Annotated in this window: 30 protein-coding genes; 20 read left to right on the top strand and 10 right to left on the bottom strand. The window is 41.0% G+C overall.

From position 1 onward, the window contains the following. Positions 1 to 12 precede the first annotated feature (12 nt). From K8L98_RS21590 to yunB, 3 genes are all read left to right on the top strand, one after another. Entirely contained in the window at positions 13 to 1,401 is a 1,389-nt protein-coding gene (locus K8L98_RS21590) for a bifunctional metallophosphatase/5'-nucleotidase (RefSeq protein WP_223438023.1), read from the top strand. Between the two features lie 74 nt (positions 1,402 to 1,475). Continuing rightward, a complete protein-coding gene (locus tag K8L98_RS21585) occupies positions 1,476 to 1,778 on the top strand; it encodes a YunC family protein (protein ID WP_223438022.1) in 303 nt (100 codons plus the stop codon). Positions 1,779 to 1,910: 132 nt separating this feature from the next. Continuing rightward, on the top strand, positions 1,911 to 2,678 hold the full coding sequence (gene yunB / locus K8L98_RS21580) for a sporulation protein YunB (RefSeq protein ID WP_223438021.1): 768 nt from the start codon (positions 1,911 to 1,913) through the stop codon (positions 2,676 to 2,678). Between the two features lie 135 nt (positions 2,679 to 2,813). Here the strand turns inward: yunB and K8L98_RS21575 are convergent, their stop codons facing one another. Next, positions 2,814 to 3,761, bottom strand: coding sequence for a M23 family metallopeptidase (locus K8L98_RS21575; RefSeq protein WP_223443673.1), 948 nt, complete (start codon positions 3,759 to 3,761; stop codon positions 2,814 to 2,816). A gap of 264 nt (positions 3,762 to 4,025) precedes the next feature. Between K8L98_RS21575 and lipA the strand changes: the two genes are divergently transcribed. After that, positions 4,026 to 4,922, top strand: coding sequence for a lipoyl synthase (lipA, locus tag K8L98_RS21570; RefSeq protein ID WP_223438020.1), 897 nt, complete (start codon positions 4,026 to 4,028; stop codon positions 4,920 to 4,922). Between the two features lie 323 nt (positions 4,923 to 5,245). On the opposite strand, the gene K8L98_RS21565 is transcribed toward lipA, so the two are convergent. Continuing rightward, positions 5,246 to 5,911 (bottom strand): YhcN/YlaJ family sporulation lipoprotein, encoded by a 666-nt coding sequence (locus tag K8L98_RS21565; protein WP_223438019.1) that lies wholly within the window; start codon positions 5,909 to 5,911, stop codon positions 5,246 to 5,248. Between the two features lie 113 nt (positions 5,912 to 6,024). On the opposite strand from K8L98_RS21565, the gene K8L98_RS21560 reads away from it, so the two are divergent. Continuing rightward, entirely contained in the window at positions 6,025 to 6,300 is a 276-nt protein-coding gene (locus tag K8L98_RS21560; RefSeq protein WP_223443668.1) for a YutD family protein, read from the top strand. 24 nt (positions 6,301 to 6,324) lie between these two features. On the opposite strand, the gene K8L98_RS21555 is transcribed toward K8L98_RS21560, so the two are convergent. Then, complete coding sequence (locus K8L98_RS21555) at positions 6,325 to 6,612, bottom strand: cytosolic protein (protein ID WP_223438018.1); 288 nt, start codon at positions 6,610 to 6,612, stop codon at positions 6,325 to 6,327. A gap of 189 nt (positions 6,613 to 6,801) precedes the next feature. Further along, positions 6,802 to 7,068: a DUF3055 domain-containing protein gene (locus tag K8L98_RS21550; RefSeq protein ID WP_223438017.1), complete on the bottom strand. Its 267-nt coding sequence runs from the start codon at positions 7,066 to 7,068 to the stop codon at positions 6,802 to 6,804. A gap of 199 nt (positions 7,069 to 7,267) precedes the next feature. Here K8L98_RS21550 and K8L98_RS21545 point away from each other — a divergent pair, with 199 nt between their 5' ends. Both K8L98_RS21545 and K8L98_RS21540 read left to right on the top strand, forming a co-directional pair. Then, the gene (locus K8L98_RS21545) at positions 7,268 to 7,705 is read left to right on the top strand and encodes a DUF86 domain-containing protein (protein ID WP_223438016.1); all 438 of its coding nucleotides are present in this window, start codon (positions 7,268 to 7,270) and stop codon (positions 7,703 to 7,705) included. An 82-nt stretch (positions 7,706 to 7,787) separates the two neighbouring features. Beyond that, entirely contained in the window at positions 7,788 to 8,558 is a 771-nt protein-coding gene (locus tag K8L98_RS21540) for a TIGR01457 family HAD-type hydrolase (RefSeq protein ID WP_223438015.1), read from the top strand. Positions 8,559 to 8,815: 257 nt separating this feature from the next. Here the strand turns inward: K8L98_RS21540 and K8L98_RS21535 are convergent, their stop codons facing one another. Further along, the gene (locus tag K8L98_RS21535; protein ID WP_223438014.1) at positions 8,816 to 9,316 is read right to left on the bottom strand and encodes a phosphatidylglycerophosphatase A family protein; all 501 of its coding nucleotides are present in this window, start codon (positions 9,314 to 9,316) and stop codon (positions 8,816 to 8,818) included. Positions 9,317 to 9,483: 167 nt separating this feature from the next. On the opposite strand from K8L98_RS21535, the gene yutH reads away from it, so the two are divergent. From yutH to K8L98_RS21500, 7 genes are all read left to right on the top strand, one after another. Next, a complete protein-coding gene (gene yutH, locus K8L98_RS21530) occupies positions 9,484 to 10,482 on the top strand; it encodes a spore coat putative kinase YutH (protein WP_420828885.1) in 999 nt (332 codons plus the stop codon). 63 nt (positions 10,483 to 10,545) lie between these two features. Then, on the top strand, positions 10,546 to 11,511 hold the full coding sequence (locus tag K8L98_RS21525; protein ID WP_223438010.1) for a 2-hydroxyacid dehydrogenase: 966 nt from the start codon (positions 10,546 to 10,548) through the stop codon (positions 11,509 to 11,511). Between the two features lie 51 nt (positions 11,512 to 11,562). Next, the gene (locus tag K8L98_RS21520) at positions 11,563 to 11,736 is read left to right on the top strand and encodes a hypothetical protein (RefSeq protein WP_223438008.1); all 174 of its coding nucleotides are present in this window, start codon (positions 11,563 to 11,565) and stop codon (positions 11,734 to 11,736) included. A 281-nt stretch (positions 11,737 to 12,017) separates the two neighbouring features. Continuing rightward, complete coding sequence (locus K8L98_RS21515; protein WP_223438006.1) at positions 12,018 to 13,316, top strand: homoserine dehydrogenase; 1,299 nt, start codon at positions 12,018 to 12,020, stop codon at positions 13,314 to 13,316. Beyond that, positions 13,316 to 14,374, top strand: coding sequence for a threonine synthase (gene thrC / locus K8L98_RS21510; RefSeq protein ID WP_223443664.1), 1,059 nt, complete (start codon positions 13,316 to 13,318; stop codon positions 14,372 to 14,374). The genes K8L98_RS21515 and thrC overlap by 1 nt, the downstream gene beginning before the upstream one ends. Further along, positions 14,371 to 15,306: a homoserine kinase gene (gene thrB, locus K8L98_RS21505; RefSeq protein WP_223443662.1), complete on the top strand. Its 936-nt coding sequence runs from the start codon at positions 14,371 to 14,373 to the stop codon at positions 15,304 to 15,306. The genes thrC and thrB overlap by 4 nt, the downstream gene beginning before the upstream one ends. 180 nt (positions 15,307 to 15,486) lie before the next feature. Next, positions 15,487 to 17,475: a S9 family peptidase gene (locus K8L98_RS21500; RefSeq protein ID WP_223438004.1), complete on the top strand. Its 1,989-nt coding sequence runs from the start codon at positions 15,487 to 15,489 to the stop codon at positions 17,473 to 17,475. Between the two features lie 42 nt (positions 17,476 to 17,517). On the opposite strand, the gene K8L98_RS21495 is transcribed toward K8L98_RS21500, so the two are convergent. Further along, the gene (locus K8L98_RS21495) at positions 17,518 to 17,739 is read right to left on the bottom strand and encodes a NifU family protein (protein WP_101568137.1); all 222 of its coding nucleotides are present in this window, start codon (positions 17,737 to 17,739) and stop codon (positions 17,518 to 17,520) included. A gap of 219 nt (positions 17,740 to 17,958) precedes the next feature. Here K8L98_RS21495 and K8L98_RS21490 point away from each other — a divergent pair, with 219 nt between their 5' ends. Continuing rightward, the gene (locus tag K8L98_RS21490) at positions 17,959 to 18,282 is read left to right on the top strand and encodes a YuzD family protein (RefSeq protein WP_223438002.1); all 324 of its coding nucleotides are present in this window, start codon (positions 17,959 to 17,961) and stop codon (positions 18,280 to 18,282) included. 168 nt (positions 18,283 to 18,450) lie between these two features. Here K8L98_RS21490 and K8L98_RS21485 read toward each other — a convergent pair whose 3' ends face one another. Then, entirely contained in the window at positions 18,451 to 19,518 is a 1,068-nt protein-coding gene (locus K8L98_RS21485) for an NAD(P)/FAD-dependent oxidoreductase (protein WP_223437999.1), read from the bottom strand. Positions 19,519 to 19,804: 286 nt separating this feature from the next. On the opposite strand from K8L98_RS21485, the gene K8L98_RS21480 reads away from it, so the two are divergent. Next, entirely contained in the window at positions 19,805 to 20,047 is a 243-nt protein-coding gene (locus tag K8L98_RS21480) for a YuzB family protein (RefSeq protein ID WP_070876045.1), read from the top strand. A gap of 43 nt (positions 20,048 to 20,090) precedes the next feature. Here the strand turns inward: K8L98_RS21480 and K8L98_RS26920 are convergent, their stop codons facing one another. Beyond that, positions 20,091 to 20,309: a DUF2225 domain-containing protein gene (locus tag K8L98_RS26920; protein ID WP_223437997.1), complete on the bottom strand. Its 219-nt coding sequence runs from the start codon at positions 20,307 to 20,309 to the stop codon at positions 20,091 to 20,093. 334 nt (positions 20,310 to 20,643) lie between these two features. On the opposite strand from K8L98_RS26920, the gene dapF reads away from it, so the two are divergent. Together dapF and K8L98_RS21470 are read left to right on the top strand one after the other, a co-directional pair. After that, positions 20,644 to 21,504: a diaminopimelate epimerase gene (gene dapF / locus K8L98_RS21475; protein WP_223437995.1), complete on the top strand. Its 861-nt coding sequence runs from the start codon at positions 20,644 to 20,646 to the stop codon at positions 21,502 to 21,504. Between the two features lie 90 nt (positions 21,505 to 21,594). Further along, positions 21,595 to 21,957, top strand: coding sequence for a HesB/IscA family protein (locus tag K8L98_RS21470; RefSeq protein ID WP_223437992.1), 363 nt, complete (start codon positions 21,595 to 21,597; stop codon positions 21,955 to 21,957). A 52-nt stretch (positions 21,958 to 22,009) separates the two neighbouring features. Here the strand turns inward: K8L98_RS21470 and K8L98_RS21465 are convergent, their stop codons facing one another. Next, positions 22,010 to 22,537 (bottom strand): hypothetical protein, encoded by a 528-nt coding sequence (locus K8L98_RS21465; protein ID WP_223437990.1) that lies wholly within the window; start codon positions 22,535 to 22,537, stop codon positions 22,010 to 22,012. A gap of 129 nt (positions 22,538 to 22,666) precedes the next feature. Between K8L98_RS21465 and K8L98_RS21460 the strand changes: the two genes are divergently transcribed. After that, a complete protein-coding gene (locus tag K8L98_RS21460; protein ID WP_223437987.1) occupies positions 22,667 to 23,464 on the top strand; it encodes a hypothetical protein in 798 nt (265 codons plus the stop codon). Between the two features lie 209 nt (positions 23,465 to 23,673). Here the strand turns inward: K8L98_RS21460 and yumC are convergent, their stop codons facing one another. Next, a complete protein-coding gene (gene yumC, locus K8L98_RS21455; protein ID WP_223437986.1) occupies positions 23,674 to 24,669 on the bottom strand; it encodes a ferredoxin--NADP reductase 2 in 996 nt (331 codons plus the stop codon). A 389-nt stretch (positions 24,670 to 25,058) separates the two neighbouring features. Between yumC and K8L98_RS21450 the strand changes: the two genes are divergently transcribed. After that, a complete protein-coding gene (locus tag K8L98_RS21450) occupies positions 25,059 to 26,282 on the top strand; it encodes an NAD(P)/FAD-dependent oxidoreductase (protein ID WP_223437984.1) in 1,224 nt (407 codons plus the stop codon). Positions 26,283 to 26,367 lie beyond the last annotated feature (85 nt).

The raw sequence follows: 26,367 nt of genomic DNA, 5'->3' as shown, positions 1-26,367 counted from the left end.
AGGAGAATGTAAATGGCAGAGACCATTCATCTATATCACACTAACGATTTACACAGTTATTTTGAAAACTGGCCCAAAGTTGCGCACTATTTAAAAAGAATGAAAAAAGAACATGCTGCAAACGGTGAAGAAATGATTTTAGTTGATGTTGGAGATCACATCGACCGTGTTCATCCCATTACAGAAGCAACAGAAGGAAAAGCTAATGTCGACCTTCTAAATGCCCTGAATTATGATGCCGTTACCATCGGCAATAATGAAGGAATTACACTCCCTCATGAAGCGCTTGACACTCTATACAAACATGCGCGTTTTCCGGTTGTTCTTTCAAACTTATATACGGAACTGGGTGAACGTCCGAGCTGGGTGAAGCCTTATGAAATCATCACTTTATCAAATGGCACTAAGGCAGTATTACTGGGAGTAAGCGTTTTTTACGAAAAATTTTATCAATTGCTCGGCTGGAAAATAAAAGATCCGTTTCAAAGTCTTCAGGAGACAATTCAAATGGTGAAAGATGAAGCGGATATGATCATTTTGCTTTCTCATTTAGGAATAAATGATGATGAAATCGTGGCAAAAGAGTTTCCGGAAATTGATGTCATACTCGGGGCTCATACTCATCATATCTTTGAAAAAGGGAAACTTCTGCATGGCGCTTTATTAACAGGTGCAGGGAAAAACTGTGGATTGGTTGGGCATATTTCTCTTACTGTGGATAAAACCAGCACCTTAATAGATAAGGAAGCTGAAGTTATTAACATTCTTTCAGAGCCCGAGTGTGAAGACACAAAGCAGTTTCTAGTAAATGAGACTATAAAAAGTGATGAGATCCTATCTGAAACAGTTACTGTTTTAGAAGAGGATTTATTATTGGACTGGTTTGGTCCATCAGAATTCACTGATCTATTAGCAGCTGCAATTAAAGAATGGTGCAAGGGAGAAGTAAGCATGGTGAATGCAGGAATACTGCTTGAGCCTCTTAAAAAAGGCCCTGTCACCAAAAAGGATCTGCACCGGATTTGTCCGCATCCTATTAATCCATGCACGGTTTATTTAAAAGGAGACGTCCTAAAGGAAGTTATTTTAGAAGCGCGCTCAGAAAGGATGGAGCAGCTGAAATTAAAGGGGCTTGGTTTCCGGGGCCATGTAATGGGACGAATGGTTTTTGACGGGATTGAGGTTTTTACAGAGCCATTAGAAGATGGTTTGCACCATGTAAAAGAAATTCTGGTATCAGGGGCACCTATACAGACAGAACGAATTTATGCAGTAGCTACAGTGGATATGTTTACACTTGGTGTCCTGTATCCATCTATTGGTCATGCGGAAAAGAAAACGTATTATATGCCTGAAATGCTGAGGGATCTGCTTGCCTGGAAGCTAAAACAGGTACATTAGTCCAAGAATGCCTAATTTTCACACTCCATGTCTCCTTTCTTCATAAATTGTAGAAGGAAGGGAGTGAAATAACGATGGTATCAATGACACCAATTATTATTGAAAACAATCAGTTTACAGCCATTACGGTAGCATTGCCAAAAACCAATTTTTTGGCTGTGACAAGTGAAAAGGGATACATTATGTGCGGCGCGCTTGATGTAGCTTTGCTCAATGAAAAATTAAAAGACCGCGGAATTATTGCTGGGCGTGCAGTAGGCGTCCGTACCATTGAACAGCTGCTTGATGCCCCTCTTGAATCCATTACATTTGAAGCGGAAAATCGCGGCATACATGTCGGTATGAGCGGCAGAGAGGCATTGTTAAGAATGCTGTAATGACAGAAAAACAAAAAGCGCCTTATTTTAGGAATAGCTTATTAAATATTCATTTCAAAATCATAGATGAAAAAGAATGCGTACATCCCTCCTTGCCTGCATAAACATATCATGTAAAGGGGGGATTTATTTTTGGCCAGATTCCGCAAACGCCCTCAAAAGAAGGGGCCGCTTCCTTTCCGGTATGTATTCCTGCTTACACTTGTCTTTTTTATTTTTTCTACAGCTGCAGGTCTGTGGATCGTCAATAAAGGAATTGAACCAACATTAATGACTGTTGCAGAGACAGAAACGAAACGGATTGCAACACTCGTTATTCAAAATGCAATCAATAAAGACATAAAAGAAGACGTTGATGTGGATGAAATGTTTGTTGTCGATACAGATGAAAAAGGGAATGTTACTACGATCGATTTCAACGCAAAGTTTGTAAGAAGCGTGCTTGCTAAAACAACAGATAAAATTCAAACGAACTTGAGAGAAGCTTCGAAAGGAAATATAGATGCACTTGAGCTTCCTGAGGGAGAACATATATCAAAAGATGAGCAGGGAGAGGGAATTATCTATTCCATCCCATTGGGCCAAGCTACAAATAATGCGCTTATCGGTAACCTTGGGCCAAGGGTTCCGGTTCGCTTCTATGTGGTGGGAGAAGTCCAGACTGACGTAAAAGAAACCATTCAGCAGTATGGAATTAATAATGCTTTAATTGAGATTGCGGTTGAAATTGAAGTGAATGTAGAAGTTGTCATCCCTTTTTCCACTCAAACCGCTACTGTAAGAAACACAATCCCAATTGCAATAAAAGCTGTACAGGGGCAGGTGCCAAGCTATTACAATGGCGGCGGAGGCAGTGCTCCTCCTGCACTTGATGTGCCTGAGGGCTCATCTGGAAGGTAAAAGAAGATTTGCCTATTTAATCTTCATGTAAAGACGGTGTGCCTTGAGATGCTGTCCTTTTGTTGATAAAACTTAGAGCGGAGCCATTCGATTAAACTAAAAAAGCGGGTCAGCTTATCACGGCCGACCTGCTTTTTATTTTCTTTTTCTTTTTCTGTATTCTGCACGTTCCCAAACTTTTAACTGCGGATAAGGGTCATAAGACCATTCTGTCCTGCCATTATCCTTATACATGCCGTAATGGAGATGAGGAGGGAATTTTCCCGAGGTTCCGGGAGGACCGTAGCCTGAGCTGCCGACTGAACCGATTAACTGGCCAGGCTCTACAATTTGTCCTACCTGGAGACCATCAGCAAATCCGTTTAAGTGGGCAAAATAATGGTAGGTGTTTGAGCTGTCCCGTATACCAAGTCTCCAGCCGCCGAACCTGTTCCAGCCTTTCATTTCAACAATACCATAGCAAGTAGAGCTCACAGGAACCCCGTAATTAGCGAAGATGTCTGTGCCTTCATGTATTCTTCGCCCGCCCCAGCCGCGTGCATCTCCCCATGTATTTTTAAAACTGTAATTGAAGCGAATGGGAACAGGGAAGGAATGCTGATCAAGATCCAATCTTCCATATTTTTGAAAAAGTTTCATATGCCCCGATATCAATCCAATCGTTTTATCACGCTGATAGTAATCCCAAAGACCAATTTTTATATTTTCGAGATCAATTCCATAAGACAGCAAATAGGCTGCAAACGTAAACAGTACATCTTCGTCATTGTCAGGCTCAGCCTTGCCGTCGCCATTTCCATCAATCCCCATACCGCCGAACAAAGAGATGCTCGTTGGGTTTGTGTCAGACTGGTCTGGGTTTTGCATACCTGCCCATACTTCCGGCCTGATATAGATGCCAATTACGCCTTTTGCTTTTGGGATATCATTCCTGGTTCTTCTTACATTTCGCTCATATTGATCAACAGAGGCCAGTACGTACCAGGGAATTTGAGTAATGGTTTCAGCTTTTTTAAATAAGTTCATTCGTTCTTGATTAATTTGTTCGATGCTTTTATCCGCACCAAGCACTTGATTTTGCATAGCGGTACAGAAGAAACAAAGAATAAACAGGATCCATATTTTTCTCACATTACCGGTCTCCTTTAAACCAATTTCATAACCTTAGTTTGGTGTAATAAAGAAAATTCATATGTAGAAAATGTTAGAAATTGCTTAGCTCTCTTTCCCTTGTCCTATCTTGCTCTATTATGTTAAAGTGACTAATGTACATGTTTTATTTTCATTTTCCTTTTATGCTGCAGAAAACACAGAGGATACTTACAATACATACTGGAGATGATTCAGATGGCTAAGAAAGAAGAATACCTGAGAAAGCCGGAATGGCTAAAAATAAAATTAAACACCAATGAAAATTACACAGGCTTGAAAAAAATGATGCGCGAGAACAACCTTCACACCGTTTGTGAAGAAGCAAAATGTCCTAATATTCATGAATGCTGGGCAGTGAGACGCACAGCAACATTTATGATCCTTGGCGCTGTGTGCACTCGTGCATGCCGCTTCTGTGCGGTAAAAACCGGTTTGCCGACTGAACTTGATTTACAAGAGCCGGAACGTGTTGCAGATTCAGTAGCATTGATGAACTTAAAGCACGCTGTTATTACAGCTGTTGCAAGGGATGATTTGCGTGACGGGGGAGCTAACGTATTTGCCGAGACAGTCCGCGCTGTCCGCCGCAAAAGTCCATTTACCTCAATTGAAGTATTGCCATCAGATATGGGCGGGGTTGAGGAAAACCTAAAAACGTTAATGGACGCAAGACCAGACATACTAAACCATAACATTGAAACAGTAAAACGTTTGACTCCAAGAGTTCGCGCACGTGCAAAATATGAGCGTTCCCTCGAATTCTTACGCCGCGCTAAAGAAATGCAGCCTGATATTCCTACAAAATCAAGCTTGATGATCGGACTTGGAGAAACGAAAGAAGAAATTATCGAAACAATGGATGATTTGCGTGCAAATCATGTTGATATTATGACAATCGGCCAATACTTGCAGCCTTCAAAAAAGCATCTTAAAGTATTGAAATATTACACACCTGAGGAATTTGCAGAGCTTCGTGAAATTGCAATGAGCAAAGGCTTCAGCCACTGTGAAGCAGGCCCGCTCGTACGTTCTTCCTACCATGCAGATGAACAGGTTAATGCAGCAACTAAAGCAAGACAGGCACAGGCGTAATAAAAAAGCACCCGTATCTTTGATGCGGGTGCTTTGTATTTGCGGACAGCAGGGTTCGATTGATACAAAATTGAAAACAGGCAGATAATATCAAATTTCGGTGGTTAAATTTCAATAATCGGTGGATATGCATTTAGTGTTGGTCCTTGCCAGTCGAATCCTTATCTGTCTGTCGGAGCTAACCGGGCGATTCCGCTTTTCTATATTGTCCAGCTCCATCTCCTAGCCCCTCGGCCAGAACAAATTCACCCAAAAAGTCAAACCCGGACTTTTCGTGTGAATTCTTATCTGTCTGTCGGGTCTAACCAGTCGATTCCGCTTTTCTATTTATACCTAGTCTGCTCGTAGTTATCCTTCATATCCTGGTCAAGGTTTTCGTTTGTTTCACCGTAGCCTTCTCCGTTTGCGTTTTCACCTTTGTTTAGTTGGCGGCCTTGTGGCGATTTCAGCATTTCTTTTATTGTCTTATTGATGATTTGATCAATATCTCTGTTGTTTGGATCTAGACCTGAGTACCCTTCGATTTGCTTAATCATTTCAGGATTATCTGAAAGGTATACATGGTAGTATCTTGGAACTACAGAAATCGCCGTTTTTTTCACTTGATCGGCTGTATCATTTCGATTTTTAGAATCGGTCTGATATGCGATCAGCACTTCTTCATCGGTTACGAGCGTAGCAACATCCTGAATATTGGGAAGCTGGATAATTAAGCTTGAAATGGCATTGGCAACCTTTTCGTGATCTATACCCGGTACTTTGTTGTAATCTTCGTCTTCGGCCAGATTACTTTTTACATGACGGACATAGCCAAAATCGGATGAATTATTGTCTTTGCCGTTTTCAATGCCGTTTTCAATGCCGTTTTCATTTTTTACATTAACGGTATTGCCGCCGTCTTCAAATAACTCATTTTCACTTGCAGTATTCTGGCATCCAGTTATGATGATCATACCTATCAAGGACGCCGTGAACGCGATTTTCTTCATCGCAAACACCTCCGTAACCTTAGGTTGACCAAAACAAACGCAATCTTTCTTAGCAATTGATGGGGAAATCGATTATGATAGTATTTAGACAGCTTTCATGCGAGGTGATAGTAGTGATAACGGTTCAAAATCATAGCTTTGAACTCATTAAGGATGAAAAGAATGGTTTCAATGAAGAAGCATTTAAAGCGCGTTACTCAGAAATCCTGAATAAATATGATTATATCGTCGGTGACTGGGGCTATAACCAGCTTAGACTAAAAGGCTTTTTTGATGATCAAAATCAAAAAGCTTCCTATGACACAAAAATCAGCACCCTTGATGAATACATTTTTGAGTACTGCAATTTTGGATGCGCCCACTTTGTTTTAAAAAAAATAAAGAAATAAGCCGCGGGGGAAAACCACGGCTTATTATTTTGACGTATATGGAGGTTCTTCATTTTTCTCCGGGTCATCGTGGGCAGGATGCGCTCCCGGATACTGCCTTGGCAGATTCTGATGCAGCGATTTAAACTCATAGTTATAAGCGCTGTAATACCGCTGACCCTCTTTCCACTCAGAGCTTTTGTTTTCCACAGGTTCATCCTTTCCCCGCGGCGCACCGTAAGGCCCCTCTGGGAAAATTTCCGGCAGGACCATATTTCTCATATCTTCAACATTTGAAAAATCAGTATACTCCCGTTTTTCTTTATCATCCATTGTTCCACCTGCTTTTTTCTAGAGAAGAGAGTTTATAGTTCATTGATGGCAAGCCAAATCACCCTATTGCCGGCAAGAACAAATCCGTCAAAATATCAAACGCGGACTTGATCTGTGATCTGCGCCTTTAGCTAAACGGGCGCTTCCGCTTTCCTGACTTAGTTTACGATGAATGACATCATCTTATCCTTACACCATTTCATACAAAAATTCCCTCAGCTCAGTTGCTTCATCTTCCTCGAGGCTGAAAGCATGCTCAATATATCCCGGTTCGTTTAAGTCATCTTCGCCGATAATCGCAAAACGGCTGCTCAATAAATTCATAACAAGGTGTTTTCCATAATAACGGTCTGACTTAACAATGGCTAAATCAAAGCGGCTGTTTTCACCCATGAAACTCACAAAGCGTGTTTTTGTTTCGACTGTATCATCATATAAATAAAATCTTTCGGACATGTTCATTTCCCCCTTAGCGCAGTTCATTTTATCTAATCATAGCAAACGTTTCACTTTACCGAAACAAGTTGTAAACATTTCGTTCAGTGAAAGGAATTATTACGTGAATAAATTGAAATCAGCCAAATTGTGTTAAAATACAATTACTGAGCGGCTCGTGCGTGCCGCACTTGAATGAGAAAGTTGGGAGTGTCAAAAGATGTATTTTGTAGATCGCGAAAAAATCGAAGAAACCCTGGTTTATTTTGAAAAAAACCTTACTCTATTTGCTGAGCACAAAGAATGGAAAACAGACATCGAAGTGAAAGCGCTTGAACGTCTTGCCCAAATGATCATTGAAGCCATACTCGATACCGGTAATGCAATTATTGACGGTTTTATTATGAGAGACCCGGGCAGCTATGAGGATATTATCGATATTATGCTCGATGAAAAAGTGGTTGCCGCTGCTGAAGCTGATGGACTGAAAGAAGTAATCGGTTTCCGGAAACAGCTCGTACAGGAGTATCTATTCATCGATCACACTGCACTTAAAGACATCTTTAATAAACAGTCAGTTGTGCTTGACGGTTTTCCATCCCGCGTAAGAGCTTATCTGGAAAATGAACTTGGACCGGTTTCTGCTTTTAGACATTAAAGAATAAGCGTATTATAATAAATGGACGCTTTCTTATTAAGAAGGCGTCTCATTTTTTTACATATAGCAAGGAGTGAGATGGATGAAGAAGTACAAAGGCTATTTAATTGACCTGGATGGAACCATGTATCGAGGCAAAGAGCGAATCGAAGAAGCAAGCGAATTCGTTAAATTATTAATAGAAAAAGAAATCCCATATTTGTTTGTTACCAATAATTCATCAAGAACCCCACAGCAGGTAGCAGATAAATTAAATTCATTTGATATTCCTGCAGACGAGGATAAAGTATTTACAACAAGCAGGGCAACGGCAAATTTCATTTATGAGAAAAAAGCAGATGCGACCGTTTATGTGATTGGAGAAGAAGGCATTCAGCAGGCATTGATCGAACGGGGCCTGACGCTTGTTGATGAAAATCCTGATTTTGTCGTAACAGGGATAGACAGAGACATTACTTATGAAAAATTAGCATTGGGCTGTATTGCTGTTCGCAATGGTGCAGCTTTTATCTCAACAAATGGCGATATTGCCATACCTACAGAACGCGGACTGCTTCCGGGCAATGGTTCATTAACATCAGTCATTGCTGTTTCTACAACTGTACAGCCGATTTTTATCGGTAAACCGGAAAGCATCATTATGGAACAGGCTTTAAAAGTACTGGGTACAGACTATGAAGATACGTTAATGGTCGGCGATAACTATGATACAGATATTAAAGCGGGCATGAATACAGGTTTGGACACTCTGCTTGTCCATACTGGAGTGACTCTGCGTGAGCATTTGCTGAACTATGAGGAAAAGCCAACTTATACGGTTGATTCATTGTCTGAGTGGTTTGAAAAAATTTAATGAAGCAGATAGCGCATCGGAATTGATGCGCTTTTTTTATTGCAGGAGCTAAAAAAGGGAAAATAAGCTAATAAATAAGCGATAAAAAATTCGACGGCTAAAAAATATAAAATGGGGCTTATCGCTATAAACTAATAGTCCAGCTGCGGCGTTTAACTCCTTTATTAGAAAGGGGTCCGCTATACAAGTGAAAAGCTCCTATATGGAGGACCCTTTTCTGTCTGCCTTTGCTATCCAGGCGATTTCGCATTTCGTTATCACTCAGTATTCTTAGCCCGATGAGCAAGCCTGCTTGATGCTGCGGCTGCTATGGCTCCGATGATATCATCGAGATAGGTATGGACCATTCCGGATGATTTATCATTGAGGAATTTAAGGATTCCAGGTTTTTCTTTGTCGATATAGCCGTAGTTCGTAAATCCGATTGATCCATAGATGTTGACGATGGACAGGGCAATGATTTCATCAACCCCATAAAGGCTTTCATCACTTTCGATGATGGCCTGAAGCGGTTCCTCAAGCATTTTTTTCTCCGCCAGAATATCTAATTGTATGCCGGTTAATATGGCATTTTGCACTTCTCTTTTTGATAATACTCGATCTATATTTTCCAAACATTGATCGATTGTTAATGAAGGATGATATTTGACTTGCAGAAAGTATACAAGTTCTGCGATATCTTCTACCTTTACGCCGCGGTCCTGTATCCATTGTCTTGCTGTTTTTTCAACAATATCCATCTTCGCTTTTTCTTTCATCCATTTCACCCAATCTTCTTTTTACTATTTTACGCAAACGGCCTTCAGAATGTGTAATGAAAAATGTCAATCATTAAAAAGTGTTTAACATAGGAACCAAAATATACATAAATGTGCAAACTTGCGATTACGATAGGGTAAGGACTTTTATATATATGGGGGAGAAACTGGTGGAAAAATTGATTCGGGAACAATATGGACTTAGAGTGGCAGAGACATTCAGAGTAGGTAATTATGAAGCTTTCTCATATCATCAGCATGTCTATTTGATGGTCCCGCTGTCACATATAGACGATGAAGAGCTTTATGAACTGTATAATATGAGTCAATTTCTGCTTGAACGCGGAGACCCGTTTGTGGCGGTTTTTTTGTTAACGAAGCAAGGGAATTTATATATAGAATGGGAAAAAAAGAAATATGGAATTCTGAAAACCTCTTATATTCCAAGTGAGCGGGTGTTTCAGATGGGCAGAGAACTTGCACGATTTCACCAGAAAGCCAGGAGCTATCCCTATCAGGTGTCCAAGATAAGCAGAATTGGCCAATGGAAGGTGCTTTGGGAAAAGCGCACAGATCAGCTTGAGGGGTTTTGGAGAGGAAAAGTCAGTTCGCAGCCGCTTGATTCTTTTGAAAAAATGTTCGCTGAATCCTTTCCATATTATATGGGCCTTGCCGAAAATGCTATTCAATACTTAGTAGACACAGAACTTGACGATGAGCCTCAGCCCATTGATTCAGCAACTGTCTGTCATCACAGATTCAATTCGGATACATGGAGATCATCAGGACTTGTTAAAATTCCGACAGATTGGGTGTTTGATCACTGCAGCAGAGATATTGCCGAATATTTAAGAAACCAATTTTTTGAACATCCCGATATGCTGCGCCAGGATGGATTTTTACTTTTAGATGAGTATGACCGGACAACGCCGCTTTCGTCTTTTTCATGGAGACTCATTTACAGCCGCCTGCTGCTGCCGATTCATTATTTTGAATGCATTGAGGATTACTATTTATCATCAGAGACTGATAAACCCTATTATGAGGCAAAGCTTTCGGAAATGCTCAAGTCTTCCTCCAAATACGAAGGATTCCTGAAATCGTATGCACAATTACTTTCCATGCGGACGAAAAAAATCTATTTGCCGGATATACATTGGCTATAGGCATGTTCAATCCTCTCACACCTAATGTGATAAGATAAAAGAAAAGGGAAAAAGGGTGAGAGGATGAAAACGCCAAAAATATTCATAACACGAAAATGTCCTGAAGAAAGTTTGGAAGCGCTTAAGAGTTTAGGGGAAGTGCAGATGTGGGATAAAGAGGATGAGCCATGTCCGCGAGACCTCCTGCTTGAAAAAGCAAAAGAAGCAGATGCTCTCTTGACGATGCTTTCCGATCAGGTTGACGAGGAGCTGCTTAACAAAGCAGAAAACGTAAAAGTCATTTCAAACCTTGCTGTAGGATACGACAATATTAATCTTGACTATGCGAAGCAAAAAAATGTGATCATTACAAATACACCTGATGTTTTAACAGATACAACAGCTGACCTCACCTTTGCCCTCATCCTCGCTGCTGCCAGGCGGGTCATTGAAGCGGCAGACTATGTGAAGGAAGGGAAATGGACAAGCTGGAGCCCTCTTTTGCTTGCGGGAGCAGATGTTCATCATAAAACGATCGGGATTGTCGGCATGGGAAAAATAGGCCAGGCTGTGGCAAAACGAGCAAAGGGATTTGACATGAACATTCTATATCATAATCGGTCTAGAGATTACGATGCTGAAAATAAATTGGAGGCAGTTTATAAAAGCCTGAATGAACTGCTGGCACAATCAGATTTTGTAGTCTGCATGACGCCTCTTACGAATGAAACGAAAAAGATGTTCAATGCTGACAGCTTCAGGAAAATGAAATCCTCAGCTATTTTTATTAATACATCGCGAGGCGGAACCGTTGTGGAGGAGGATTTGATAAAAGCCCTTGAAGAAGGTGAAATTGCAGGAGCGGGATTGGATGTATTTGAAAATGAACCGATAAGCCCCGATCATCCGCTGTTAAAGCTTCCAAATACAGTAGCGCTTCCTCATATTGGCAGTGCAACGCTTGAAACAAGATACGCTATGATCGATTGTTGTGTTCAGAATATCAAGTCGGTTTTAACAGGGAAATCTCCCATTACGCCATTAAATTAGATTACTGTTTTTAAGAACGGGGTATAGTGTTCTAAAACGGGAGGTTTCAAAATGAACAGTTTTTTAGTGCAGTATACAGATAAAGAAACAATGGAGAGGATCTTTGATGGTCCCATCTTTCCAACGGAGGAAGAAGCCATGCTTGAAAAAGAAAAGCTTGAGCGAAAAGGCCACATTGATGTAATAGTTGAAAGCGAAAATGATATACAGCTTGACCGCGAATAGAAAAAACGTGCGATTTACCGCACGTCTTTTTATTTTACACCAAAATTTTTTGGCTCCTTGGTCAGATCGGATCTGACCAAGGAGTTTCTCCTTTACTTATAAGTATTTTCCAAAAAATATAAACCCAGTATAATTAAAGAAGAAAGCGATTACATAATAAATACTGAAAATTCTCTATTGATAAGCAATGGCACACTGTTTATAATGACAATAATAGAAAATGTCTATCATACATATACAAATGTATTTCTAAGAAGGACATCAGGGGAGTGGATAAATTCATGAAAGCAATTCAAGTTGGTTTGTTGGGACTAGGCACAGTCGGAAGCGGTGTAGTGAAAATTATAGATGATCACCAGGATAAATTGATGCATCAGGTAGGCTGTCCAGTTAAGGTGAAAAAGATCCTAGTACAGGATATTGATAAAAAAAGACAGGTTGAATTCGGAAAAGAGCTTCTGACGAAAAACGCTGATGAAGTTATTCACGATCCTGATATAGATGTCATTATTGAAGTAATGGGCGGTGTCGAGCATACAAAGGAATATATTCTTCAGGCTCTTCGAGCTAAAAAGCATGTAGTTACAGCAAATAAGGATCTTATGGCCGTCTATGGCACGGAGCTATTAGATGCTGCAACAGAAAATGGCTGTGACCTATTTTATGAAGCAAGTGTTGCCGGCGGAATTCCGATTTTAAGAAGTTTAGTAGATGGACTTGCTTCAGACCGGATCAACAAAATGATGGGAATCGTGAACGGGACAACGAATTTCATCTTAACAAAAATGAGCAAACAGGGAAGTCCATATGAAGAAGTGCTGAAAGAAGCCCAGGATCTTGGCTATGCTGAGTCGGATCCTACTGCCGACGTAGAAGGTCTGGATGCTGCCCGCAAAATGGCGATTCTCGCACGCCTCGGTTTTTCAATGCACGTAGATTTAGAGGATGTAAGTGTCAAAGGGATCAGTGAAGTAACGGATGAGGACATCAGCTACAGCAAGAGACTTGGGTATACAATGAAGCTGATCGGCATCGCCAACCGCAACCATAATAAAGTCGAAGTCAGTGTACAGCCTACACTGCTGCCCGATTATCATCCATTGGCATCGGTTAACAACGAATATAACGCTGTTTATGTATACGGAGAAGCTGTAGGAGAAACGATGTTCTACGGCCCGGGTGCAGGCAGCCTGCCGACTGCAACAGCTGTTGTTTCTGATCTAGTAGGCGTCATGAAAAATATGAGACTTGGTGTGAATGGACGAAGCGCAGTTCTTCCTCAATTTGAAAAAGCATTGAAGCAGAGCGATGAAATCTATGCTCAGCATTTCCTGCGCATTCATGTGAAAGATCAGGTTGGTGCATTTTCAACCATTACTTCCTTGTTCTCAGAACGCGGGGTCAGCTTTGAGAAAATTCTCCAGCTTCCGCTAAAAAACAGCAATCTGGCAGAAATTGTGATTGTCACGCATCAGGCATCAAATAAAGACTTTGATGAGATTCTGGCTAACCTGCTTGATCTTGAAGTCGTACAGGGCATTAAAAGCTCATATCGCGTAGAAGGGAACGGTTACTTATGATGTGGAAAGGTCTCTTGAATCAATACCGGAATTACTTGCCCGTAAATGACAACACACCTTTACTTACATTGAACGAGGGGAATACCCCTCTTGTTTTTTTACCAACTCTATCAGAGCAGTTAGGTCTTGAGCTTTATGCTAAAACAGAAGGCGCTAATCCGACGGGCTCCTTTAAAGACAGAGGAATGGTAATGGCTGTTGCAAAAGCGAAAGAAGAAGGCAGTGATACAGTCATCTGTGCTTCTACGGGAAATACATCAGCTGCAGCAGCTGCCTATGCGGCCAGAGCGAAAATGCGCTGCATTATTGTCATTCCTGATGGGAAAATTGCGTTTGGAAAACTGGCACAGGCAGTGATGTACGGAGCAGAAATCATCGCTATAAAGGGAAACTTCGATCAGGCGCTGACTATGGTCCGCAGCATGTCTGAGAAGCTTCCTATTACTCTTGTGAACTCTGTGAACCCTTACAGGCTTGAAGGGCAAAAAACAGCTGCATTCGAGCTTTGTGACGCATTGGGAGCAGCTCCGGATATTCTCTCAATACCCGTCGGCAATGCCGGAAACATTTCTGCTTATTGGAAGGGCTTTTTAGAATATGACAGCATTCATCAGACTGGCCTCCCGCAAATGCACGGCTTTGAAGCAGAGGGAGCAGCTGCCATTGTGCGCAATCAAGTGATTGAAAATCCAGAAACGATTGCAACTGCCATTCGGATCGGCAACCCGGCAAGCTGGGACAAAGCTGTTAAAGCAGCTGAGCAGTCAAACGGCTTTATTGATGAAGTAACAGACGAGGAAATTATTGAAGCCTATCAGCTTTTAGCAAAGACAGAAGGCATTTTTGCAGAGCCTGCTTCTTGTGCTTCCATTGCAGGATTAATAAAGAGCGCCAAGAAGGGCGTTTATCAAAAGGGAGCTAAAGCAGTTGCTGTTTTAACAGGAAATGGATTAAAAGATCCAAACGTGGCTGTTGATCTCTCTGAAATCAAACCAATCGTGCTTCCTAACGATGAACTTGCCGTTATGGAGCAGCTTAAGGGAGTGGGTGCATGGTGAAGGAAGGCGACATGTTAAAGATAAAAGTTCCCGGAAGCACAGCGAATCTTGGACCTGGCTTTGATTCTGTCGGTCTTGCTGTTAATCGTTATCTGGAACTGAGGGTTACTCCTGCTGAAACATGGTCTTTTATTCCGTTAAATGAGGAAATGCTCACTATCCCAAGAGATGAAGAAAACCTCATTTATCAAGTTGCAAAAAGAGTGGCATCATCTTATGAATCTGCCCTGCCCGGCTGTACTGTTGAGGTATGGAGCGATATTCCTATGGCACGGGGGTTAGGGAGCAGCGCTGCTGCTATCGTGGCGGGAGTGGAGCTTGCAAATGAATTATGCTCTTTAAAGTTAAGCATGAAAGAAAAGCTGCATCTTGCCAGTATTATTGAAGGCCACCCGGATAATGCAGGAGCATCTTTGTACGGAGGTTTAGTAGTGGGACTTCATCAGGAGCAAGTAACAGAATTGGTAGCCGTTGATGAAGTCGACGTAGATCTAGTAGCAGTTGTTCCTCCATACAAGCTGTATACAAAAGATGCCCGCGACGTCCTTCCCGGGTATTTGGAATACAGCGGGGCAGTAGAGGCAAGCGCAGTCAGCAATGTTTTGGTAGCAGCTGTTCTGTCAAACAACTGGCCGCTTGCAGGGAAAATGATGCAAAAAGATTTATTTCACCAGCCGTATCGCGGTACTTTGATTAAGGAGCTTTCGAAAGTACAGAAAGCGGCAATGGATGCAGGTGCATATGGCGCAGCTCTCAGCGGTGCGGGCCCTACTGTCTTGGCATTTACGGCTAAAGGGAAAGGGAAAACACTCGCTAAACTGCTTAAAGCGCAATTTCCTAAATGTGAAGTTGAAGAGCTGACACCAGTATTAGAGGGATCAAATGTTTATTATGAAGCCCATTCTGGACAAGTTCGGGATTCGATTGGATAGGGCATTCTCTTATGAGGATGCTTTTTTTGTTTTGAGATGCTGATCAGCCTGTTTTTTGGATGTTTCTGTTTCATTTCAAAATTTAGCTATTTAAAGCCGCTTCAGAAGGAAAATTATTTAGCTTGTCGAAATAAATAAAATAACAGAAAAAATTCAAGGGAAAGTTTGGTGTTGATAAAAATGGAATTTGTACAGCAAAAGAGAGGGATGACAGCTGAGGACTTATACAAGCTGAAATCCGTCAATGATCCTCAAGTTTCACCGTGCGGCACAAAGGCCGTTTACGTTCAAACGTCTATTCACGAAGAAAAACATCAATACATATCAAATCTATTTTTAACCGACTTAGAAAAGAATATTTCCAGTCAATGGACTTATGGTGAAGGTGAAAATACTTCTCCGAGATGGTCTCCTGATGGAAGCCGTCTTGCTTTTATTTCAGATCGGAGTGGCAAGAATCAGCTTTTTCTCATGTTAGCATCTGGCGGGGAGGCTAAAGCACTCACAAAAGAACATTTATCTGTCTCACAGCCGGTATGGAGTCCCGATGGCAAGAAAATACTTGTAGCTATTTCTTTGGCGCCAGATGACAAATTAGACAAAGAGGATAGGGATGAGAAAAAGCTGTCGGAGCCGCTCGTAGTTGAAGATATGAGGTACAAGTCTGATGCAGCCGGTTTTGTAAAGAACCGTAAAAGGCAGCTTGCGGTTGTGGATGTGAAAACAGGGAAGCTTGAACTCATCGGTTCAAGGGAGTTTGATTATAACGATGGAGCCTGGTCCCCTGATGGGAAATCGATTGCGTTTACTTCGAATATGACGGACGATCCTGATCAAACTTTAATCTCAGATGTTTTTATTCTATCTTTAGAAACTAATGAGCAGCAGCAGCTGACGAACAGCAATGGTTTCTTTGGCAATCTTTCCTGGTCGCCTGATGGAAGCTGCCTATCTTTTTTTGGTCATGAAAAAGAATTCCAAAGTGCGACTTTCTCTAAAATTTGGCTGTACAAAATGGAAACAGAAGAGTTATCATGCTATTCAGCTGACTGGGACGTTCACATCAGTGATGCGGTTGTAGCGGATTTTATATCTGGCAGTGTGAATCCAGGTCTTATTTGGACAGAGGACAGCCAGGGATTTTACTTTATTTTAACCGATCAGGGCAATACGGGTGTCTATTATGGATCGCTTGAAGGACAAACCTTGCCGGTAAGGTTTGAACAGGAGCATGTGTACGGGTTATCGGTTCACCCTGGCAGTCATACTGCAGTTCTCGGAATCAGTAGTCCTGATCATCCTTGCGACCTGTATTTCTTTGATTTCAGCACAGGGGAAAATCGTCAGCTTACAAATGTAAATGATGAATTCTTGCAGGAAATTGAGCTTGCTGTACCTGAAGCAATTAAGTGGAATGCAGAAGATGGACTTGAGATTCACGGGTGGATCATGAAGCCGGTTGGATTTAAGAACGGCGAAAAATACCCGCTCGTTCTTGAAATACATGGCGGTCCGCACGCCATGTATGCCAACACTTATTTCCATGAATTTCAGATGCTTGCATCAAGCGGGAAAGCCGTCCTCTATACAAATCCGCGGGGAAGCCATGGATATGGACAGCATTTTGTTGATCAGGTGCGCGGTGATTATGGAGGTAGCGACTATACCGATTTAATGAGTGCAGTGGATTATGCTCTTGAAACCTATGATTATATTGATAAAGATCGATTAGGTGTAACTGGAGGCAGCTATGGCGGTTTTATGACCAACTGGATTGTGGGTCATACAAACAGGTTTAAAGCAGCTGTTACACAGCGTTCAATCAGCAACTGGATCAGCTTCTACGGAGTGAGTGATATCGGCTATTACTTTACAGAGTGGGAAATCGGCGGCAATCTGATCGATGATTTTGATAAACTGTGGCAGCATTCGCCGTTAAAATATGTCACAAACGTAGAAACGCCTCTATTGATTCTTCATGGCGAAAAAGACTACCGCTGTCCTGTAGAGCAGGCTGAGCAGCTTTATATCGCTTTAAAGCGCCTGAAAAAAGAAACAAAACTCGTGCGCTTTCCAGATGCGAATCATGAATTATCCAGAAGCGGCCATCCTAAGCTTCGGATCGACCGGTTAAATCATATAAAAAATTGGTTCAGCGAATATTTATAAGCAAAAAAAAGATGGTGAGCGGGCTCACCATCTTTTTTTGCATTAGAAAACTTGTTCTACCTCTACAACACCCGGTACTTCTTCAAGAAGGGCGCGTTCAATCCCTGCTTTAAGTGTGATTGTTGAACTTGGGCAGCTGCCGCAAGCTCCTAAAAGGCGTAATTTTACGATGCCGTCTTCTACATCCACTAGTTCACAATCCCCGCCGTCACGAAGCAAGAATGGGCGTAATTTATCTAATACTTCCTGTACTTGTTCTACCATTTGAGTTTCTGTTGTCAACTTAATCGACTCCTTCCTTATCCTGCTATTATATTCAAAAAAGCGCTGAAAATCTATTCATATGATTGAAGTAAAATCTGTTAATGCCACTATTTTAACATATTCCGCAGTGAATAAAAATGGATACTTTCAGCATATAAGTTTTCATGGAAAAAAAACGCTTCCTCCCTTACAATGAAACTTAAGAAAAGGGGGAATACGATGAAAAAACAAGTCGAAGTGTATATATATGGAGCTGAAGTATTATGCCCAAGCTGTGTAAATCTTCCCTCCTCAAAAGAAACATATGAATGGCTGGAAGCAGCAATTTCAAGGAAATTCCCGCAGCAGCAGTTTAAAATAGAATATGTTGATGTATTCTCGCCTCAAGACAATCCTGAAAAAAAGAGTTTTGCGGAGAAAATCGCAAATGATGAGTATTTTTACCCTTTGGTTGTTATTAATGGAGTGGTAGTAGGAGAAGGCAATCCGAAATTGAAAACAATATATGCTGAAATGGAGAAGCATGGATATGTTTCTGCTTAGTAATCATTTAATGTGCAAGTGCAGCGGCTGAAAATAATCGAATAATAAGCATTTTGACTGCACAAGACACCGTTTTGACCGCCCGGGGCAAGTTTCTGACCGCTGCCACATAAAAAATCCCTCAGATTAAAGCAAAAACGCAAGGCATCACATTGCCTTGCGTTTTTCTTATCCATTATGGTATTTGTACATCCAAAGTATTCCCGATTTAAGCAGTCGAGGAACTCGTCCAATTAGAGGGCGGTCATTCACAAGGCCGAAACCATGTTTTTTTCCAAGCGACCCTAATACGCCTTTCAGCTTGAAGGCAGGGAAGTCCTGCGGCAATTCTTCACCATTCCACTTTTTAAGCAGAACTTGAACGATTTGTTCAGCCTGAGCTTCAGCCAGCTGTGCACTTGGTGCATGAGGAAGACTTGCACAGTCTCCAACAACAAATGCATCCTCATGATGCGGAAGGTGATGCTGTTTTGTAAGCACTGCTCGGCCCTGAGGATCTTTATCAACAGGAAGATCTCTTACGATTTTGTTCGGCTGAATTCCTGCAGTCCACACGATGGCATCGTATGAAACAGGCTCATCATGATTATAAAGAACATTTTGTTCTACCTTTGTCACGTTGGCACTGTTGATAATGGTTACGCCATGATCTTCGAACCAGCCTTGAACATATTTGCTAAGACGTTCCGGAAAACTGGACAGAATGTTTTTTCCGCGGTCATAAAGCGTGATCTTAAGATCTTTTCTGCTTTCTCGGAGCTCACTTGCAAGCTCAACTCCGCTTAGTCCTGCGCCAACGATTGCAACAGAAGCACCGCCGCTTAAATTGTTAAGGAGCTGGTAGGTTTCTCTTGATTGATCAATTGTCTGAATGCTGTGGGTAAACTCTTTCGCGCCTGGAACATTATGATATTTGTCTTCACAGCCTAAACCAATAATAAGATCATCATATGAAATCGGTTCCTGATTATTCAGATGAACCTTTTTTTCTTCAAGATCAACCGAGGTTATTTCCCCGAACGTTACGTGCAGACGCTCATGCTCTGGAAAATCTACGCGGATATGATGGTCTGAAATCGTTCCCGCAGCCAGTGCATAATATTCCGTTTTTAAACAATGATAGGGATTTTTATCTATGAGTGTAATTTGCACATCATCAGGCAGCTGACCTGGAAGCAGTCGATGAAGGACGCGCATGCCGCCGTATCCACCGCCAAGAATTACTAAGTTCTTCATTGCAGACTCCCCTTTTTCTCCTCTTTTAGTGAGTTAGTTATATTCTTATCTATAGGTTAAATCAGTTATTAAGTAAACCTTTGCAATATGCCATCTAAAAGTATAACGAATTTGATGATAAACCACAATATGTTATGAAAAAGTCATCTATTAATCTGAGAACCTGCCCATTAGTAAATCACTTTAATGGAAATGTGTTGATATTTATGAAAAAAGTATAACATAAAACATAAATAATTGACGATAGTACATAGAAAGGGTAGCATAGGATTGCAGGTGTGAGGTGATGAAGTTGAAACCAATAATAGAATTTTGTATAAGCAATTTAGCGAACGGTTCACAAGCTGCTTTGGAAAAGTTAGAAAAGGATCCTAATCTGGACATTATTGAATACGGATGTCTTGGATATTGCGGAAAATGCTATGCTTCTCTTTATGCCCTTGTAAACGGTGAGGTTGTAACCGGGGAATCATCTGAAGAGCTAGTTAAAAACATATATGATTACCTGGATGAGAATCCTATGTTCTAAGCAAAACGCGTACATTTAGTATGCGTTTTTTTACTGCTTATATTTAGCTTATTGGATACTTTTGTTTCCATTCTCTTATTTCTCGCCAACCTGTCTTTTGCCATTTCGGCGATGGATTTTTCACGGGCATCTTTTCGCCTAACATAGAAGTTCCAATTTCAGTCAAATGAGACGTAAACTCTTCTGAATGAGAATAACCGCAGTCTGGGCATACAATTACATAGTAAATTTTGACTATAATAAGAACAAAAGTCGCTGTCATGTTCGGTTGCGCATATGCAGCTGCTTCTTACTATATCGGACAGTCGTAGAGGAAATCGAGCTTATTCAATGTATGATGTCTAAATAAAGGGCATTATTTGAATAACTAAAAGCAAACAATTACAAAATAAGATTAGACAACTAGCCCCTTTCCAACCTTTTAAGTGCAGTCAGAGCAGGGATTTTCACGTATTAATAATGGAAGAATCACGAATAAAAGCTCCCTGCATCAAAGCAGAGAGCTTTTATTATCTATAACAAACGGGGGATATTTCTATTGTGATCCTGTTTCCAGCAATTTATACTTATAAAAAGAAAAAAAGAGGGAGAACTCCATGAAACAATTCCAATTTACAAAAATGCATGCACTCGGCAACAATTATATATATGTAAATATGTTTAAAGAGCAAATTGAAGAGTCGAAACTTCCTCAGGTTGCAAAGGAAGTATCCAATGTATTTACAGGAATCGGTTCAGATGGACTTATCTTAATTTGTCCATCTGAAAAAGCACCAGTAAAGATGAGGATATTTAACAGTGATGGTTCTGAAGGAAAAAACTGCGGAAATGGTCTTCGCTGTGTTGCGAAATATGCATTTGAGAATAAACTGATAGATGAAAAAGAATTTTCGATTGAAACACTTTCAGGTTTGGTTCATGCAAAGCTCGAAGTGAAAGATAATGAAGTCCGCGGGGTAACAATTAATATGGGGCAGCCAAAGCTTGATCGGGGGGAAATTCCTATGGCCGGCACTCCTGATGAAAAAGTAATAAATGAACAGCTTGAATTTGCCGGCGAAACCTATTATGCTACAGCCGTATCAATGGGAAATCCGCATCTTATTTTCTATGTGGACAGCATAGAAACAGCTCCAGTGTTAACACTTGGACCAAGGGTTGAGAAAGACCCTCTTTTTCCTGAAAGCATCAATGTAGAGTTTGTTGAAGTGGCTTCCGAAAATGAACTTCATTTCAGAGTGTGGGAAAGAGGTTCAGGTGTTACACAGGCATGCGGAACAGGAGCTTGTGCAGCAGTTGTCTCTTCTGTTCTCAATGGACATACGAAAAGAGGAATGGATACAACTGTCCATCTTGCCGGCGGGGACCTCCTTATTAATTGGACGGAAGAAGGGAATGTTTTAATGACTGGCCCAGCAGAGGTCATCTGTACTGGTGTTTATTTTTACGATAAATAGCAGTGCAGTGTGTTTCATTTGAGAGTTCCGGGTGGAAAGGGTATACTTTATGTATAGCCTTTGGATTATTGGCAAAGGAGGAACAAGAAAATGAATGATTTTGTAATAATTACTGAAGCAGCAGCTTATCAGATAAAAGATATGATGAAAGAAAACGGCGAAGAGCAGGCTTTTCTGCGCGTTGGCGTAAAAGGCGGCGGCTGCAGCGGTTTATCTTACGGCATGGGTTTTGAACAAGAACCTAATGAGGACGACACTCAGTTTGAAGTGCATGGCATCAATGTGCTTGTCGATAAAGAAAGCTCCCTTATTTTAAAAGGGACAAAAATTGATTTTAAAGAGTCCCTAATGGGGGGCGGATTTACCATTGATAATCCGAATGCGATTGCTTCATGCGGATGCGGTTCATCTTTCAGAACAGCTACGAATACAGGTACTCCTGAAGAGTGCTGAATATAAAAAAAGACATTTCATTGGCAAAAAAACGCCAGTGAAGTGTCTTTTTTTATTTCTTTTTCCGTAAAAACATTAAGAGAGTGAAAATGAAAAGAATCGCGATAAAAATAATTCCCCAAGTAATGGCATTAGTTCCTAGCTGATGTTCCAGATTCACTTGCTTTTCAGGTTCTTTTCCGGCACCGAGATTTCTTATGTCATCCCCTGCGTCTGTGAGCAAATTTGTTCGTTCGCATAATCCGGTCTCAAGGTTAAACTTATCTCCGTATGCATAAACAAGATAATTTTCACCTTCAATGAAATCAACTCCGCACCCTGCAGAGTCCCTCTCTGTTTCAACAATAAGCTGTGATTGAGAAGGGCCCTTCCAGATAAGATCCACATCAATTAACACTTTTTTCTGACTGCTTCCTGTGATCTTTAATACTTTTCCTGAAAAAATGGCTGTTTTGTTTTCTAATTCTGACTGAACGGAAGGCTGCTGCGCACATGAACAAGCATAGCCTTTTTCTTTATTTACTAAAAAGATGCCTGACATAATTACCGCACATAAGATTAGTTTTAGTTTCCATTTCACACTATTTCCCCCTTCCTTGAAAACATAGTCGAGGATAAATAGAAAAAGGTTTCAGGTTCCAATTTAAAAACAAAGGACAAATAGCGGGCATATAGTATGGATGTGTGAATAGAGAAGGGAGCTTGAATAATGAATTACAACCCATATCCATATCCATATCCATATCAGATGTATAATCAATTTCGTCTTTCATCAACAGATGAATTAAATGAAGGCCTATATAAATGGGTAAAATTAACCTTTACAAACGGTACGGAAAAAGAGGCATTTATATTCTACTTAGATAAACAATCAGGTGCAGTGTTTATTTTGTCATTTCCCCAATTAACGACAAGTCAGGCGAATGTGAATGATATAAAATCCTTTGAAGTGATGCCTGAACCTCCAAAAATGGAAGAAGAGGCTCCTCAAGAATCAGAAGTACAAAACGGCGGGACAGAAGGCGATCAGGAAGTCGGTCAAATGCCGGGAATGGGTCAACCTGAAGAAATGCAGGGCGATCAGGAAAGTCCATTCGGACAAATGCCGGGAATGGGCCAATCGGGAGAAATGCAGGGCGGTCAGGAAAGTCCATTCGGTCAAATGCCGGGAATGGGTCAATCTGAAGAAATGCAGGGCGGTCAGGAAAGTCCATTCGGTCAAATACCGGGAATGGGTCAACCTGGAGGAATGCAGAGCGGTCAGGGAAGTCCATTCGGCCAAATGCCGGGAATGGGTCAACCTGGAGGAATGCAGGGCAGTCAGGGAAGTCCATTCGGTCAAATGCCGGGAATGGGTCAACCTGGAGGAATGCAGGACGGTCAGGGAAGTCCTTTTGGTCAAATTCCTGGAGGTGATCAAAGCGGAATACCGTTTGGCGGCCAAAGATACCAGCAATGGAATCAGCCGGTTTATTACAATCCATACAGCTATTACTGGCAGCAGTAAGTCATGCAGCGTTTATTCCAATAAAAAAGAGGAAAAGCAGACCGCTTTCCTCTTTTTATTGTAGGAATATAAAGTTTTGCACATTAAGGGCCAGCGGAAGCGCCTGGCTCCTCCGTCTGAACGGCTTCGCCAAAAAAATGTCAAACCCGGGCTTCTCACTGGATGGCATCTGTCATACCTGTGTTAACCAAGGTCATCCGATTTTCTTATTATTTTTCAAACAAGCTTGTGCTGTGAAGCGGCTGAACTCTTGCTTTTGGATCCATATAAGCTTTCGCATTATTAACAGCAGTTGGAGCTTCACCAAAACCGCTTGCGATCAGTTTTACTTTTCCTTCATATGTGCAGATGTCGCCCGCAGCATAGATGCCTTCAACGTTTGTTTCCATCTTGCTGTTAACTACAATTGAGTTTTTCTCAATTTCAAGACCCCAGTTTTTGATTGGGCCAAGTGATGAGACAAATCCAAAATTCACGATGACAGAGTCAACATCTATGACTTCTTTGCGTTCGCCTTTCACTTCTTCTAAGACTACTTGTTCAATATTACCTGCACCTGTTAATTCTTTTGGAACGAAAGGAGTGAGAACTTGAACTTTTGAGTTATTCAGGTTTTCGACACTATGCTCATGAGCACGGAACTTATCTCTTCTATGAACAAGTGTTACTTTTTCAGCAATTGGCTCTAGCATAAGTGCCCAGTCAACAGCAGAATCTCCGCCTCCGCAAATAAGAACTCTCTGGCCGGCAAATTGATTTAAATCATCAATGAAGTAATGAAGATTTGCTTTTTCAAATGAAGCAGCTTCTTCAAGTTCAATTTTTCGGGGCTGGAACGCACCGTTTCCTGCAGTAATGATAATCGTTTTAGAATAGTGAACTTCTTGATCAGTTGTTAATTTAAACACGCCGTCAGCCTGTTTTTCAACCGTTTCAACTGCTTGCTCGAGACAAACTGTCTGCTCAAACTTGGCCATTTGCTCTTTTAAATTGTTTACCAGCTCCTGTGCGCGCACTTTAGGAAATCCTGCAACATCATATATGTATTTTTCAGGATATAAGGCAGAAAGCTGACCGCCGAGCTGCGGCAAACTTTCGATGATTTTAACAGAAGCCTGGCGCATACCGCCGTAAAATGCAGTGAACAAACCGACAGGTCCGCCGCCAATGATCGTAATATCGTATACTTTTGTGTCTTCCTTCACAAATATCCCCCCGATTGTAATTGATAATAATTCTTAATTATAACATATCATACCTCTTTAACAATTTCATCTGGTAATTGAGTAAAGAGATGTGCTTGTATGATGAATATGATTATTATAGAGAATGTTTTTATTTTTGTAAAATTCTTAACGTTTCTAATCCTTCAATTTGGTCTTGAAAAATATAATGCAGATGCTATTATGTAATATAGGCATTATTTATATTCTATATTACTACTCACAGAGTTTTCAGTATCATTTTGAAAAGTTAAGTGAACATTTTCACATACTTTTTTAGGCAAAACAAAATAAAATGTTGTGAAGCAGCGGAAGATAATTAGTATTGAAATTATTTCATTCTTTACAGCAAATTCAAAAAAAAGGTGGATGTGATTCGGTTGAGAAAGCCCAAAATAGTAGTTTTAGGTGCAGGTTACGGCGGATTAATGGCAGTTACACGTCTTCAAAAAATGATTGGTGTAAACGAAGCAGATCTTACACTGGTTAACAAAAATGATTATCACTATGAAACAACATGGCTTCATGAAGCTTCAGCAGGTACATTGCATCATGATAAAGCAAGATACCAAGTCAAGGATGTTATTGATAACAGCCGTGTAAAATTTGTGAAAGAAACAGTTGTTTCCATCAACAAAGATGAAAAGAAAATTGTTCTTTCAAATGGCGAGCTTGAGTATGACTACCTAGTGATTTCTCTTGGATCTCATCCAGAAACATTCGGTATCAAAGGCTTGAAAGAGTACGCTTTCGGTATTACAAACATTAATGCAGCGCGTCAATTGCGCGAGCATATCGAATATCAATTCGCTACTTACAACACTGAAGAAGTAAAGCGCGATCAGCGCCTTGCAATCGTTGTGGGCGGAGCTGGCTTCACTGGCATCGAATTCCTTGGAGAGCTTGCTAACCGTGTTCCTGAGCTTTGCCGTGAGTACGATGTTGATCATAAGAAAGTACGCATCATCTGTGTAGAAGCTGCTCCAACAGCTCTTCCTGGATTTGATCCAGAGCTAGTAGAATACGCTGTAAACCACTTAGAGCGTAAAGGTGTAGAATTCAAAATCGGCACAGCCATTAAAGAATGTGTTGAAGACGGCATCATTGTTGCAAAAGATGACGTAATGGAAGAAATTAAATCTGATACAGTTGTATGGGCAGCAGGTGTGCGCGGAAACAGCATCGTTGAAGAAGCTGGCTTTGAAAACATGCGCGGGCGTGTAAAGGTTGATTCTTACTTAAGAGCACCAGGCCATGAAGATGTATTCATCATTGGCGACTGTTCTCTAGTAATCAACGAAGAAATCAACCGTCCATATCCTCCAACAGCTCAAATTGCTATGCAGCAGGGTATTACAGCAGCTAAAAACATTGCTGTGGCCGTTCGCGACCAGGGTGAAATGGAAGAATTCAAACCAGACATCAAAGGTACAGTTGCTTCACTTGGCGAAGATGACGCTGTAGGTATGGTATTTGGCAAGAAAGTTATGGGAACAAAAGCTTCATTCATGAAAAAAATGATTGATAACCGTGCTCTATTAATGGTTGGCGGAGCAGGATTAGTCGTTAAAAAAGGTAAATTTAAATTTTTCTAAGAAGTAGAGTAAAATAAAAGACAAGAGCTTTCTAAGCTTTTGTCTTTTTTTTTATCGAAAAAATCTAATTTAATATAGTAAGTCA

It is taken from the genome of Metabacillus dongyingensis (assembly GCF_019933155.2).
In the GTDB taxonomy this organism is placed as follows: domain Bacteria; phylum Bacillota; class Bacilli; order Bacillales; family Bacillaceae; genus Bacillus_P; species Bacillus_P dongyingensis.
Note: the sequence above shows the minus strand (reverse complement) of the source record. Positions and strands in the feature narration are given on the sequence as shown.

Coding starts and splice junctions, on each gene's coding strand:
- K8L98_RS21590 (WP_223438023.1), top strand. CDS start 13: ATGGCAGAGACCATTCATCTATATCACACTAACGATTTACACAGTTAT.
- K8L98_RS21585 (WP_223438022.1), top strand. CDS start 1,476: ATGGTATCAATGACACCAATTATTATTGAAAACAATCAGTTTACAGCC.
- K8L98_RS21575 (WP_223443673.1), bottom strand. CDS start 3,761: ATGCAAAATCAAGTGCTTGGTGCGGATAAAAGCATCGAACAAATTAAT.
- lipA (WP_223438020.1), top strand. CDS start 4,026: ATGGCTAAGAAAGAAGAATACCTGAGAAAGCCGGAATGGCTAAAAATA.
- K8L98_RS21565 (WP_223438019.1), bottom strand. CDS start 5,911: ATGAAGAAAATCGCGTTCACGGCGTCCTTGATAGGTATGATCATCATA.
- K8L98_RS21555 (WP_223438018.1), bottom strand. CDS start 6,612: ATGGATGATAAAGAAAAACGGGAGTATACTGATTTTTCAAATGTTGAA.
- K8L98_RS21550 (WP_223438017.1), bottom strand. CDS start 7,068: ATGTCCGAAAGATTTTATTTATATGATGATACAGTCGAAACAAAAACA.
- K8L98_RS21545 (WP_223438016.1), top strand. CDS start 7,268: ATGTATTTTGTAGATCGCGAAAAAATCGAAGAAACCCTGGTTTATTTT.
- K8L98_RS21540 (WP_223438015.1), top strand. CDS start 7,788: ATGAAGAAGTACAAAGGCTATTTAATTGACCTGGATGGAACCATGTAT.
- K8L98_RS21535 (WP_223438014.1), bottom strand. CDS start 9,316: ATGAAAGAAAAAGCGAAGATGGATATTGTTGAAAAAACAGCAAGACAA.
- K8L98_RS21525 (WP_223438010.1), top strand. CDS start 10,546: ATGAAAACGCCAAAAATATTCATAACACGAAAATGTCCTGAAGAAAGT.
- K8L98_RS21520 (WP_223438008.1), top strand. CDS start 11,563: ATGAACAGTTTTTTAGTGCAGTATACAGATAAAGAAACAATGGAGAGG.
- K8L98_RS21515 (WP_223438006.1), top strand. CDS start 12,018: ATGAAAGCAATTCAAGTTGGTTTGTTGGGACTAGGCACAGTCGGAAGC.
- thrC (WP_223443664.1), top strand. CDS start 13,316: ATGTGGAAAGGTCTCTTGAATCAATACCGGAATTACTTGCCCGTAAAT.
- K8L98_RS21500 (WP_223438004.1), top strand. CDS start 15,487: ATGGAATTTGTACAGCAAAAGAGAGGGATGACAGCTGAGGACTTATAC.
- K8L98_RS21495 (WP_101568137.1), bottom strand. CDS start 17,739: ATGGTAGAACAAGTACAGGAAGTATTAGATAAATTACGCCCATTCTTG.
- K8L98_RS21490 (WP_223438002.1), top strand. CDS start 17,959: ATGAAAAAACAAGTCGAAGTGTATATATATGGAGCTGAAGTATTATGC.
- K8L98_RS21485 (WP_223437999.1), bottom strand. CDS start 19,518: ATGAAGAACTTAGTAATTCTTGGCGGTGGATACGGCGGCATGCGCGTC.
- K8L98_RS21480 (WP_070876045.1), top strand. CDS start 19,805: ATGAAGTTGAAACCAATAATAGAATTTTGTATAAGCAATTTAGCGAAC.
- K8L98_RS26920 (WP_223437997.1), bottom strand. CDS start 20,309: ATGACAGCGACTTTTGTTCTTATTATAGTCAAAATTTACTATGTAATT.
- dapF (WP_223437995.1), top strand. CDS start 20,644: ATGAAACAATTCCAATTTACAAAAATGCATGCACTCGGCAACAATTAT.
- K8L98_RS21470 (WP_223437992.1), top strand. CDS start 21,595: ATGAATGATTTTGTAATAATTACTGAAGCAGCAGCTTATCAGATAAAA.
- K8L98_RS21460 (WP_223437987.1), top strand. CDS start 22,667: ATGAATTACAACCCATATCCATATCCATATCCATATCAGATGTATAAT.